The following is a 13,054-nucleotide window of genomic DNA, read 5'->3' as shown; positions in this document are numbered from 1 at the left end:
GCAAAAAAAGAAGCGTTATCTTACTTATCTAGTAAAGATAAATGGTTATTAGTATTTGATAATTTAAAAATTAAAGAAAATCATAAGGTGCAAGCAAATTGGAACGTAAAACAAAAGGTGGGAGGACTAGGAGTACATGAAGTCACACTACTGGACAAAAGAGATGGGGTGGTTGCAAGAGCTAGTAAATAGAGTATTTTAGATTGAACACAAAAAAATCTGTGGTACTCTATGTTACTAGCCGAATTACTATATAATCATTTTGAGATGAAAGATACAAGACTAAACACGTTCAAGGGCATAATAAAATCATTAATGTTGTGTCGAGGAAGCAAATATAAAAATATGGCAGAAGAAATAGAAGGAGATAAATTATTAGATTCAAAAATAAAAGCGGTATATAGATTTCTTCAAGAAGACAATATCAATATTGATGATTATTATAAGTATATGAAAAATTATATTCCTCAAGGGAAAGTGGTTTTATCAATAGATAGAACCACTTGGGAATTAGGACAGGAGATAAGAAATATATTAGTATTGTCGGTATCATATAATAAAATTGCTATGCCATTAATATATAAAATAATTCCTTATAAAGGAGCATGTACGGCAGACGATCAAATTGCAGTAATATCGAAATTTATAGAGGAATTTGGTAAGGAAAAGATAGAGGGAATATTAGGAGATAGGGAATTTGATAATGAGAAATTAATTACCTATCTTCACAATAAAAATATTAATTATGCATTAAGGGTGAGAAGGACAAATAGAATAGTTAATAAAGAAGGTCAATGGATTAGGATCGATAGCATGAAAGAAACAAAGATAAGAAATTTTTCTACAAGGTTTTATTCTGTCCCAGTGAAATTTGATCATATCAAATTAGCAAGCGGAGAATATCTATCGATAGTGTACAGTAAGAACATGTCAAACGGATCTGAAATATATCGGAAGAGATGGGATATCGAGGCAGCCTTTAAAGGGTGCAAAAGTAATGGTTTTAGAATGGAAGATACGCATATAAAGAGTAAAGTGCGATTAGAGAATTTTATAAAATGTTTATTTATAGCATATGCAATGGCAATAAAAATAGGAGCAATTGGAGAGCAAGAGCAACCGATAAAAATGAAGAAAACGCTAGGATGTAGGAGTTATTCTGTACTACAGTTAGGTATAAGATCAATTAAACAAGCTTATAGTCGTTCTAAGCAATTTTTTGATTCCTTAATCATAAAATTGTTTAAGTTACACTTTGTGCAACCAACCTAACCTTTTTGTCCAGTAGTGTGACATGAAGTACGTGACTCATCTTCGAGATAAATATGAGCAAAAATTATGCTATAGAAGTAGATTGTCATGCGGTGTGTGGGACAGAAAATTAAATTTTTGTTACTGACTACATTTTATCATTTTGCAGATTTTGTCATTTGGGGCATCGTTAAATCAAATAAATTGAATAAATTTTGTTGAAACTCGCTTAATTTTGGTAATCTTGCAACTTTGCAACCCTTGATTGTGTAATATAAAAAACATACTTTATCCAGCTCTCTTAATGCTTCCTCAATGGTTACATTATATTTACCATCCTTGGTTACGCCACAACCTTGTTTCAACTTATTTTTCATATAGTGCCATATTTTTAATGCCAACATACAAACAAATACATGTCCCTTCGTTCTGTTGCTTTTCCTTAAAAAGATCGGTCTTACTTCGAGTAATCCTGTCTTCATACTGCTAAAATTCGATTCTACTTCATGTAAATTATGGTAAGCTTTATCAACCAATTCTTTACTCATCAGTTTAATTTCAATCTGTGTTTCAATCGCATAACAACCATCAAGAGCAAACAACTCTTTTTTCTTATCTTGATCAATTTCAACCACTATTTGGTTGCCATCTAATTTTAGGTTGATAAATTTATCTATCCGCCATTCTTTGGCAATTTTTTGAATATTATTTAAACCAAGTTCTAGCTTTGCTTTCTTATGGGTTGATACATATATATTACGCTCTTCAATCTTTGCAACCAATTTTTCAACTCGGGTATTCCTATCAAACTCAACTTTTCGGGCTATAGAACCATTTTTCCTTAAAATATATCTTTTGCCATTATTGGTTACTTCGCATAGCTGTTCTGCAAAAAAACTATATTGCAAAACTCCGCTTTTCTTTAAGCTTTCAATCTCAACTTTACTTAAGGTTGTAATATAGTCCCATCCTTCTTTGCTCAGGGCTTCTTTGCCTGTCCTCTTAATCATTCCTTTATCACCAACAAAGACGATATTCTTAATACCAAAATTAGATTTTACTAGCTCAATCTGCTCATAAATGGTAGAAGGATCAGCACTATTACCCTTAAAAACTCTAACAGCCAAAGGTTCGCCATAATCATCAGTTAATAGACCAATCACTATTTGCTTTTTACCCTTCTTTTTATCCCGATTGTACCCATATTCCGCAAGTTCATTCTCTGTTCCTTCGAAATAGCTGGAAGTGACGTCATATAAAAGCATAACAGGCAGCTTGTTATTTTTCTTTTGATAAGTTTTAAATAATTTTAATTCGATCTTTTCTTGGTTCTCTTCTAACCATTCTAGAGCCTGATATAAATGGTTTTCATCAAATGAATCGACAGATAATACATCAGATATCGCATGCGATTTCGCCCATTTCACGCTGGAAAGTCTAGACCCTTGGTGAGCAAAGCGTGCTAAAACCAAAAATAGACTCAATAAAGCTTCTTTGCTTCTAGTACCAAGAGCCTTAGTAATACCAATTTCATCAGCAATTTTTTTTAGTAGAAAAATAGTCCCAAAACTTTCACCAACCTCAGGAACACCATCTAAACCATCAAATTCACCTTTAAGCATCTTCTTAAAAGCCTCAATGCGTAAATCATCCCAGTTAGTTAAGTTAGCTAGGGTTTTATTTAATACTTTCCCGTCTTCGCGATAAGAGGTACGAAGCAATATTGCAGGACGAGAATTTCTATTTGGAACAGTTGTAATATACATGAAAGAGATTATATCTCTAAATTCCAGTATTGTCAAATAAAAAACATCATTTACATGACTACAAATCTTATAGCATAATCCTTATAAACCTCATTCTTTAGGTGTTTTAAGCACTTTTTCGTCTAGAAGATGAGTCATGACGTAGCCAAACAGACCTTACTCCACCTCCAAAGATAATGATACCTCTCCTACGTAATTCATTAGCAGTACGTTCCTGATCATAAGCAGGAAATTCAACAGCTATATTAACTACTGCATCCTCGATATTAGATGGAACACGATTCTTCAAACATGGCTTCTTTCTAGTCATCTCAAACAAAGATTCTGCTCCACCTTGCTCATGCAGTTCCTTATAGCGGTAAAATGTATCTCTGCTATAGCCCATTACTTTACAAGCTTGCTATACGTTTCCTAGTTGTTCTGCTAATTGTAATAAACCAATTCTTGGTTTTATAATTTTTTCTTGATATGTTGTCATCTGACAATCTCCTTAATAAGAGGTTGTTAAAATTTGCTGGGTACGATTTTATTCCATATTTTCGTATCCAACAACTCCAAACTGTCAGATCAAGTCTTTACTTTTACAATTTTAAATGCTACCTTCTAAACAAAATGTTTGAGATTGGCAAACCAATTTCTGTTGCCGTTTGCTAACCTTCTATTTTGGGGTTAGGGGTAATTTATCTCAAATCCTATTTATGCAACAAAGCCACTCTTTCTTACTATCTTTATCTCTTTCTAGATACCTTATTTCCTAGCTTGCAGTATCTTTTAGTTCTTTTATTCCTGTTCTAAACATTTGCACCCCCTTCTACTCACAGTTGCGATTTTTAAACTGCCCTGTTCTAGGTTTGGAAACTTGTGATCTTGACATAATAGGAGTTTAGGGATATAGTATACTCTTTCTAAAAATTTTCAATTTTAAGATGTTTTATAAAAATAAGCACACTATGCTATCTAGGATTCAAGTATACTCGAATGGTCTTACGAATTGAAAATGAATTAGGAACGCACTCAGTGTACTTTGGTACGTGAATCCAATAATATCTCAAAAAACAATTCTTTAAAACAGAAGAGTATATATAGCACCCGTAGCTCAATTGGATAGAGTATATGACTACGGATCATAAGGCTGGGGGTTCGACTCCCTCCGGGTGCGCCAAATTTTTTATTAGTTTTAGCCATTGAAGTCCTAGTACTCATAAGCTTTCCTCCTATAGTTTGAATTAATATTTAAAAACCATCTAAACCTAATATATTTGTCAATTTATGATAAAAATTGGGGTAATTTCTTGCAAAACCAAAATAAAACCTACATGAAAAATAATAGTTTCTAGTCACATTCTTAGTTGAATTGTTATTATAGTTTTAAACTAAAATAGGTTAATTAAATAAGTTAATTTTTTTAATTGTTTTTTGCTTAAAACTTAATATTAATAATTAAATTAACAATAAATATCACAAAAATCATCGGTATATAACTCAATACACATTATCAATTAAGTGCTTACTTATCAGATATTTAGGCATCAACTATAATAACAATTTTAGCTGATGTTACTAAGTTAACACTATTCTAAAAATTTTCTAAATCTAGTGAAAATCCCCTGTACTATCAGGAATAATGGGTGTATTTGTAGAACATGAAACTGCGTGGTGCAGTATCAAGCACCGAGGTTAGAATGATAATAGTCAAATTTTTAATTCTAACCTCAATGTCTATTTTTTACAAAACAAAAAACAGGATTTTACTCTATGCCCTCCTATATTAAAAATCAATAAAAAACCACTTAATTTAAATAAAAAATACCAATAATACTAATTCCCTAATTTAATTTAGCAAATAATTCATACAACAAATCGATTTAATTAGTGAGGCACTTAAATTTTTAAGGCAGGAACATACTACTATTTCTAGTTGTTCGATTGTGTCATATACTCTATTCTTTATAGTATTAGACTTTAAATATTGCCACAATTTTTCTGTCGGATTCAATTCAGGAGAATATGGGGGTAAATAAAGAATTTCTATATTTGTTGCAATAATTAGCTCTTTAGCTTTGTGCCATCCAGCACAATCCATAACAATAATCGCTTTTTGTTCTCCTATCTGTTTAGACATCTCTGCCAAAAATATATTTAAACAAACGGTATTGACATTTGGCATCATTAAAGTAAAATCATCACCTGTGATTGGGTTAACCGCACTATAAACATAGAAATTTTGAAAGCCCATTTTGGCTTTAACTTGAGTTCTGCTACCTTTACGAAACCAACCATAACCTAATTTAGAATGAGTCCCAAAACGTGATTCATCAAAGAAATACAAGTAACTGCTAGGGTTATTTGTTATTGTTTCTTGAAGTTTTTTTTAGACCCTTCATGAGTTTCTTTATTCTGTTTGTAATGCACTGGTCTTGGGGTAATGTATGCAAATTTAAGTTTCTGTAATACTCTATGTACAACCGATTTACTAGCATCAATCTCCAAATTTTCTTTAAGTTTTATGATGATATTTTTTATTGTCATGTTACAATCGTCTTGTAACCATTTATTTATTGCTTCACAACAATTTTTTGTTAATTTACTTTTTCGTCCTCTACCTTGTTTATATTCAAGGCTTTTATCATTACCTTGAGCAAAGCTTTTTACCCAGTTCCTAAGCGTATTGGTTGTTATATTAAATACCTTACATACTACACCAACACCATTTTCTTTAGCAGCAATTATAGCCATAAGTCTAATAGCAACTCTATTATCTCGGTTCATGCTTGCAAGTTGCTCAATAGCACGTTGGTATAACTCTTCTGTTATTAATCTTTGATGACATCCCATTATATTCCTTTCCTTAATTTATTCATAAACTTGGAATATTATAACATAATCTCATCTTTTTTCTACTATTTATACTAATTTAAATTAGGGAATTAGTATAAGAGCTTGTCCGCAAACTAAAATTAAGGTATGATGAAGTGAACAAAGTATTATTAGTAAGAAGTATAGAAGAATGAGCAGAAAAAATTATCCAACAGATTTAACAGATGAAGAATGGTTAAGGATAGAGGGTTTGTTTCAAGTATCGTATGTAAAGGGAGGTAGACCTTTAAAACATAGCAAAAGAGAGATTTTGAATGCAATTTTTTATGTATTACGTACTGGGTGTCAGTGGAGATATATGCCGCATGACTTTCCAATTTGGAAGACAGTATATGAACAATTTAGAAGATGGAAGAAGCAAGGTGTATTTGAACGTATGAACCATGAACTTATCAAGGATGTTAGACGAAAATTAGGTAGAAATGAGTATCCTAGTGCTTGCATAATAGATAGTCAGTCTGTCAAGACAACAGAAAAAGGGGAGCTAAAGGTTATGATGGAGCTAAGAAAATTAAGGGCAGAAAGAGGCATATTATTACCGATACACAAGGCTTTGTATTAGGTTGTTATGTCGGTTCTGCGAATGAGAATGATCGATACGGAGCTACAGTGCTACTCAGTAACATGCAAAAAGAGTACACTACTATTAAACAAATGTGGGCTGATATGGGGTATCAGTCTAAAGATTTAAAGGGTCTCATTAAGGAAAAGTATAACATAGATTTAGAAATTGTTAAACGCCCAGTGTGCAGATTTTGGATACCAAAAAATACACCACTAGAACTATTGCCAACAAGGGAAGTTGGGTTTAAAGTACAGCCAAGGCGATGGGTTGTTGAGAGAAGCTTTGCTTGGATAAATAGAAATAGAAGGCTCTCCAAGGAATATGATTTTCTTACTGATTCTAGTGAAAATATAATTTTTTTGGCTATGAGTCGATTACTTCTTCGTAGGATTACTTCTATTACTTAGTTTGCGGACAAGCTCTAACATCATTAGTGTAAACGCTATTGAAACTAATAATATAATTAAGGTAGATATATGGCAACTTTCAAATTACATTTTACTCAAGATTCTATAAGCAAAATTATTCCTCCCAAAACTAAACAAGATTTTTATAATGATATCAAAGAAAAGGGCTTATATCTTATTGCAAACAAAAGCAAGACTTTTTACTTACGTAAAACAGTGCAGAAGAAATGTCCTAGTCGTTCAATTAAATTAGGTAAATTTCCTTATATGTCGATAGCAGAGGCAAGAAATAAAGCTGCTGAACTAAAAAGACAGATAGCAAGAGGCATTAACCCTCTTGAAAAATTAGCTATTGCAAATAATCAAATAGATAATCAACCAGCCGAACTAACAAATAATCCAATAGATGATAAATTAACCAAATTAACCGTTAAAGAGTTTTTTGATAAACATTATATTGAAGAACACTGTAAACGTAGAAATAGAGGCTGGGAAAATGATATTGCTAGAATGAAACGATTAGGTAAAGATTATTATGACATGAAAATAGCTACTGTAACAAGGGCTGATATTCAGAAAACGTTTAATGATATTAGCAATAATAGAGGTCTATATAGTGCTAACGACTTTGTTAAGTTATTTAGTGCGATGTTCAATAGGGGTATTAAATGGGAAATGTTAGAGAAGAATCCAGCAAAGGATATTGAAAGAAATCCGGAAAATGTCAGAACACGATATATTGCAATCATAGAGGAATTGACAAAGTTTATTAAGACAGTTATTGCAGAATGTACTAGTATAACTGCAGATGCTATCTTAATGCTATTATTTACTGGAGCTAGGAGAAGTAATGTTTTATCTATGAAATGGCAGGATATTAATTTTGAAAACATGACATGGACTATACCAGCTAAGATTGCTAAAAATAATAAAACACAAAGAGTTCATTTAGTGAACTCTGCCCTAAGCATATTGACAAGAAGACAAAAAGAAAATAATAATAAATCAGTATGGGTATTTCCAAGTAGCCATAAAGATAGTAAGAGTGGTCACATAGCAGTCCCACAGGAGGCTTGGCAGAAAATTTGTAAAGTAGCGGGTATTGACGACTTAAGGATACATGACTTAAGAAGAACACATGGTATACTGCTCGTAAATGAAGAGTTGGTAGACGAAGATCAAAATCAACAAGTGCTAGGAGTGTTCAAGCCGAGGAGCGCAGCGTACATTAGTACGTGAGCACCGCAGGTCTTGGACAACGACAACGCAATTGTTGATTTTCATCGAGTATAGTTGGATGCGTAAAGCTGGAGCAAATAGAGAGATAATAGGTGAGGCTTTAGGTCATAAGGATCAAAGGTCAACAGAAGTATATGATATTATAGCTAAGGAGCAAGTTAGAGAGTTTCAGAACAAAGCTGCGATTCCATTCGACAAAATTCTGAAAGACACAGAATTTTTTACAGAAAATAAAGTAGCTCTGCCAAAGGAAACAAAAGAAATTACTGATAATGTTCAATTTAATAATATTATTGAGGCATTGCAAATACAGATTGAAGTACAACAAAGAATGATTGAAGAATTGACGAAACAGATAAAAAACTAAATATACTTAAATGTAAGAGTAGTGCTGAGTATATATTGAGTAATCAGCATAGCAATCAGCTTATTCATAGTTAGTAATGATAAGCTCTTTGGCGATTTCTTTCTGTACGTTTACTTTCTGTCCAGTTATGGTGTATTTAATGTCAACAGTATTTATGGTGAAATCTTGGTATATTTCTCTGATAAAATTGGTGTCACTATTAGAAATCATTAGTTTTACACCTTTGCTAGTGAGTTCCTTGGCAAAATCTCTTAGCCTGACTTGTTCCTGTTCATTAAAGGGCAATCGAGTATAAAATTTCTCTCCAGCCTTATGATAAGGCGGGTCAAAATAGACAAAATCATTTTCCTGAGGTTCGATAAATGAGAAGTCAGTGACGTAAATTACGGTATCACTTAGAAAGCTACTGCATTGTTTTAGTCTTTTCTTAAAATGAGAGATACCATAGTTATGAGTAGAAAAGTGCAAGCCAAGCTTGCCCTTTTTGTTGATACAATAAATGCCATTAAAACAATATTTATTTAAATAAAGAAACCGAGCAGTGATGTTAGTAGGGTCATTGCTGTTATCATTGTTTAGTACACTGTAATAATATTCTTTTGAGTGCTGTGCTTTGTGTTGGGACAATAAATCATTTACTGCTATTGGATTCTTTTTTACAGCATTGTAGCTGGTAATTAATTCTAAATTAATGTCAGATAAAAAACATTTCTGACACCTATCTTTTATTTTGAAGAATAATGCACCACCACCAAGAAAAGGCTCATAATAATTATTGAAAGTATCAGGAACATATTGTATCAATTGATCGGCAAGTTTTCTTTTGCCGCCAACCCAATTAAAGAATGGTAACGACTTATTTTGGGTAGTAGCCATGATGGTAAGTGTTCATTATTCAAGTATATAAATATCTCACTTATTGTATCATAAATATCACAAAAATGCTACAAGAATCATCGGTATATTGGTAAAAATGGTGGTTTAAAAGTCATGGTCAATGGAAGTACACCCTTTCTTCTGCTAAACAATTAGCTTTATTGGGTATAAAAAAACCTGATACAATTTTAGGCTGATATTTGCCTTAAAATGTAAGTAGATAATTAGATATTTATGCAATTAACCGCGTTAGGTAGCTTGTTTGAACAACTAATTTACGGCTTGTTTCTTAGCTGTTTAGCCAGCGACTATAAGAATAATCTTACTCACTGTCTCTAGTTTAACACTATTCTAAAAAACTTTATAAAAAAAATTACTAATCGTGAAAAACCGCTGTACTCTGAGGAAAAATAAGAGTATTTGTTAAGACGACGTTACAATAATGTAAATGTCAAGCACTAAGGTTAGATATCAATCGCAAAATTTTTCTCTAACCTCAGTGTCTATTCCACCTAGAGTAAAATAGGAGTTAATTCTATGCCTACCGATATAAAAAATCAACAAGAAAACAAATCTACCCATGAAAAAAATAATATTAGTCTAGAACTAGCTAATTTTATCCACCAAGATTCTGTAAGAACTATATCCATTAGCATAAACAAACCTTGTAGTGAGATGTTTGCTCTTTTTACAGTACTATATGAACACGAGGATGAACCCAACAAAAAGAGTACTATAGCTGTGTTTGTCACTTATGCTAAGGACTTAATGTATTACTCTAGAAATATAGTAAATTTTACTAGCTACCCAATCTCAATTGCTGCCACAAGCGTAGTACCTGCCGCTACAACTTCTAGGAAATTCAACCCTGAAACGTTAGTAAATAACGTTCTTAATAAACTAATGTTATCCTCTAAAAATAAGGGCATAAGGTTTGCAAATAATTTCAGAGATGACATTCCAACCATTATCATTGGTGACGGTTACCGACTTGAGGCAATATTAACCCAGTTAATTACTAATGCCATTAAATATACTGAACAAGGCGGTATTACCTTAACCACTTACTTTTTTCCTGAAGGTATCAAAATATTACAAAATGATAAAGACTACAATAGTAAAAAAACCACAGAAGCTCAGAAAGCCAAAGATATTTTACAATTCATTGTTCATGATACAGGTATTGGCATGTCTGAAGAGCAGCGACAATATATCTATAAGCAATTAAATGGTCTCGATGGTGAAGAATTGGCGACGGATTCAAGCTCAGAATCAACTTTAGGATTAGGTCTAAGTTTAGTCAAACAATTTATTTATGAAGTAAATGGTAAAATTGATGTTAGTAGCCGGCAGGGTAAGAGTACAACCTTTACTTTGCAAATACCTGTAACATCAACATCAGCTAAAGGATTGCATCAATGATGAGATTAATAATTATTTACACAACTATGTAAAAATATCTAATAAATTTGGAGGATAAATATTATGACTGAACTTGTTAAAATTAATAACTTTTATGAACTTCTTGAAAAACTACAAGCTGGTGAAAATGTGCCTGATATAAATCTTGAAAACTATAATATTGGTACTAGTGGTGTAAAGCAACTTATCCGAGCTTTGAGGAACAATAACACAGTAAAGAGCCTATATCTTTGCAACAATGCGATTGACGATGATGGAATAGAGCTAATTGCGGATTTTTTGCAAAATAATAACACTGTAACTACAATAGATATTAGCGAGAACAATATTGGCAATAGAGGTATATGTAAACTTGCAGAAGCGATGAAAGGCAATAACACTATAACCCAAATAGATATTAGTGATAACAATATTGGTGATACAGGAGCTTGCCGACTTGCAGAAGCTTTAAAAAACCATAATATAACTGTACTAAATCTTGATGGAAATAATATTGAAGATGGTGGAGCAGAAGGCTTATCTATGTTTTTAGAGGATAATAATAGTATATATAGGCTATCTCTTGCTGAAAATAACATAGGAGCAAAAGGAGTAGGAGAGCTTGCTAAAACTCTAAAACATAATAAGTCTATAGAGATGCTGGATATTGCGTGTAACAATATTGGTGTAGAAGGAGTACGATCATTAAGTAATCTTCTCGAACATAACGAAACCCTAGCCTCTCTAGATATTGCAAATACTGGAATTGGAGCAGAAGGGGTGGGACTGCTTAGCAAAGCTTTGCAACATAATAAAGTTTTAAGTGAAATAAATCTTAACAGCAACAATATTGGTCGTAAAGGAATAAGTCTGCTTATCAAAGGACTAAAGACTAATAGCACATTGGATTGTATAAAGCTTAAATGCAACAATATTGATCATTATGGTGCAGCTATACTAGCACGCTTTCTAGCAAAAAATCGCACTATAAAGTACATAGAACTTGAGGGCAATAAGATTTATGATTTTGGGATTGTTAGACTTTTTAAGGCTCTAGAAATTAATAGAGCCATCAAAGAGATAGATTTTGGCTATGAGGACACTATGAGTACTACTGGGATAATAAAACTAATAAGAATTCTAAATGCTAATAAAGTTGTCAGCAAGATAATAATAGATTTGGGAGGAGTAATGGTTGCTGATGTAGCAATAGAGTGGTTAATTAAGGCTATAGATATCCACAACAAAAAACTGACTGGTAGTTTGTCGGTGGTTTAACACTATATTAGGGAAAAAATAACAGTGTTCTGATTAATGAGAGTATTTGGGGATAGGATGCCACGTGGTGTGGTGTTCAGCACCGAGGTTAGGACAACCAATGCAAGATTTTAATCTAACCTCAGTGTCTGTCTTCTGAAACACAAAAAATAGGAATTAATTTTTTAAAAATAATATAAAAAAGCATTGAAGCATTTCTATTATTAGTGTAATATGGCTTTATATTTAAAGTATGCCTGTACACCAAATTATCTAATGGAATGGCAGAATGATAGTTTATGAGTCTTTTATGACAAATATGTATTAATTTATTAACTAATTAATTGCTGATAATTGACAGACTAGTTGTTAATTGTTAACATTAAAGATTCTGAGTATAGAGTATAATATTAATTATGCAAGGTAGCACTACTAATGATTTACGTAACATTATGGCTAATATTAGGACTAATCTGAGAAAAAATGATGTAGAAGCTGAAATACAGTACAGATTAAAAGACCCTTATTCTGTTTTACAAAAGATGTTAAGGAAGAATATAGAGGTGAAAAAATTAACTGACCTAATTGGTTTTAGGATTATTGTGAATAAACAATATGACTGTTACAAAGTATTGGTTACTCTTTACAATATCTATCCTGTTAATATGGGAAAGACTAAAGACTATATTGCTGATCCTAAGGATAATGGTTACCGTTCTTTGCATCTCGTAGTTATAGCTGATATCTATGACCGTAACATAGAAATACAAATACGGACTAGAAGGATGCATAATATAGCCGAATTTGGCATTGCCAACCATGAAGAATATAAAAAAACGCAGGAAGAAAAATTAAGAAAGTTATTTTATGAGGAGAGACTTAATACAGTTGCTATTAATGATGAAATAAATGAAGCCTATGATATTTTTAACCAGTTTAATTGGACTATATCAGAACTCATTGCTTATGAGCAGGCGATTGAAAATCTTTGGCGTAAATTCCAAAATAATTCTTAAGAAATATAACAAAATCATTGGCAATATTAGTG

The 13,054-nt window shown here is 32.2% G+C and carries 11 protein-coding genes, 1 tRNA gene and 1 pseudogene; 8 read left to right on the top strand and 5 right to left on the bottom strand.

The window, feature by feature from the left end; all coding sequences use genetic code 11:
- Window positions 1-231 precede the first annotated feature (231 nt).
- On the top strand, window positions 232-1,272 hold the full coding sequence (locus AAGD53_RS00575; RefSeq protein WP_341762879.1) for a transposase: 1,041 nt from the start codon (window positions 232-234) through the stop codon (window positions 1,270-1,272).
- A gap of 137 nt (window positions 1,273-1,409) precedes the next feature.
- Here the strand turns inward: AAGD53_RS00575 and AAGD53_RS00570 are convergent, their stop codons facing one another.
- Entirely contained in the window at window positions 1,410-3,053 is a 1,644-nt protein-coding gene (locus tag AAGD53_RS00570; RefSeq protein WP_341762878.1) for an IS1634 family transposase, read from the bottom strand.
- A 79-nt stretch (window positions 3,054-3,132) separates the two neighbouring features.
- A pseudogene (locus tag AAGD53_RS00565) lies at window positions 3,133-3,402 on the bottom strand (helix-turn-helix domain-containing protein); the annotation flags it as partial.
- 700 nt (window positions 3,403-4,102) lie between these two features.
- Here AAGD53_RS00565 and AAGD53_RS00560 point away from each other — a divergent pair.
- Window positions 4,103-4,179, top strand: a tRNA-Arg gene (locus AAGD53_RS00560).
- Between the two features lie 669 nt (window positions 4,180-4,848).
- Here AAGD53_RS00560 and AAGD53_RS00555 read toward each other — a convergent pair.
- Both AAGD53_RS00555 and AAGD53_RS00550 read right to left on the bottom strand, forming a co-directional pair.
- Window positions 4,849-5,346, bottom strand: a complete 498-nt coding sequence (locus tag AAGD53_RS00555; RefSeq protein WP_341762877.1) for an IS630 family transposase — start codon at window positions 5,344-5,346, stop codon at window positions 4,849-4,851.
- A gap of 20 nt (window positions 5,347-5,366) precedes the next feature.
- Entirely contained in the window at window positions 5,367-5,852 is a 486-nt protein-coding gene (locus AAGD53_RS00550) for a helix-turn-helix domain-containing protein (RefSeq protein WP_341762723.1), read from the bottom strand.
- A 172-nt stretch (window positions 5,853-6,024) separates the two neighbouring features.
- Here AAGD53_RS00550 and AAGD53_RS00545 point away from each other — a divergent pair.
- The 3 genes from AAGD53_RS00545 (at window position 6,025) to AAGD53_RS00535 (ending at window position 8,472) form a co-directional block, all read left to right on the top strand.
- Window positions 6,025-6,866 (top strand): IS5 family transposase gene (locus AAGD53_RS00545; protein ID WP_341762384.1). Its coding sequence is split into 2 segments (ribosomal slippage): window positions 6,025-6,397 and window positions 6,397-6,866, totalling 843 coding nucleotides; the frame shifts between segments, so codons are not numbered across the junction.
- A gap of 69 nt (window positions 6,867-6,935) precedes the next feature.
- Window positions 6,936-8,105: a tyrosine-type recombinase/integrase gene (locus tag AAGD53_RS00540; protein ID WP_341762876.1), complete on the top strand. Its 1,170-nt coding sequence runs from the start codon at window positions 6,936-6,938 to the stop codon at window positions 8,103-8,105.
- Between the two features lie 58 nt (window positions 8,106-8,163).
- A complete protein-coding gene (locus AAGD53_RS00535) occupies window positions 8,164-8,472 on the top strand; it encodes a hypothetical protein (RefSeq protein WP_341762875.1) in 309 nt (102 codons plus the stop codon).
- Window positions 8,473-8,532: 60 nt separating this feature from the next.
- On the opposite strand, the gene AAGD53_RS00530 is transcribed toward AAGD53_RS00535, so the two are convergent.
- Entirely contained in the window at window positions 8,533-9,351 is an 819-nt protein-coding gene (locus AAGD53_RS00530) for a DNA adenine methylase (protein ID WP_410521123.1), read from the bottom strand.
- Between the two features lie 534 nt (window positions 9,352-9,885).
- Here AAGD53_RS00530 and AAGD53_RS00525 point away from each other — a divergent pair.
- The 3 genes from AAGD53_RS00525 (at window position 9,886) to AAGD53_RS00515 (ending at window position 13,022) form a co-directional block, all read left to right on the top strand.
- A complete protein-coding gene (locus AAGD53_RS00525; protein ID WP_341762873.1) occupies window positions 9,886-10,770 on the top strand; it encodes a sensor histidine kinase in 885 nt (294 codons plus the stop codon).
- Between the two features lie 63 nt (window positions 10,771-10,833).
- On the top strand, window positions 10,834-12,027 hold the full coding sequence (locus AAGD53_RS00520; protein WP_341762872.1) for a hypothetical protein: 1,194 nt from the start codon (window positions 10,834-10,836) through the stop codon (window positions 12,025-12,027).
- A 395-nt stretch (window positions 12,028-12,422) separates the two neighbouring features.
- Window positions 12,423-13,022 carry a bifunctional (p)ppGpp synthetase/guanosine-3',5'-bis(diphosphate) 3'-pyrophosphohydrolase gene (locus tag AAGD53_RS00515; RefSeq protein ID WP_341762871.1) on the top strand — a complete coding sequence of 200 codons (600 nt, stop codon included), beginning with the start codon at window positions 12,423-12,425 and terminating at the stop codon, window positions 13,020-13,022.
- Window positions 13,023-13,054: the final 32 nt, after the last annotated feature.

Source organism: Candidatus Tisiphia endosymbiont of Melanophora roralis (assembly GCF_964026575.1).
Taxonomy (GTDB): domain Bacteria; phylum Pseudomonadota; class Alphaproteobacteria; order Rickettsiales; family Rickettsiaceae; genus Tisiphia.
The sequence above is the reverse complement of the archived record's forward strand: the minus strand, read 5'-3'. Positions and strand labels throughout refer to the sequence as shown.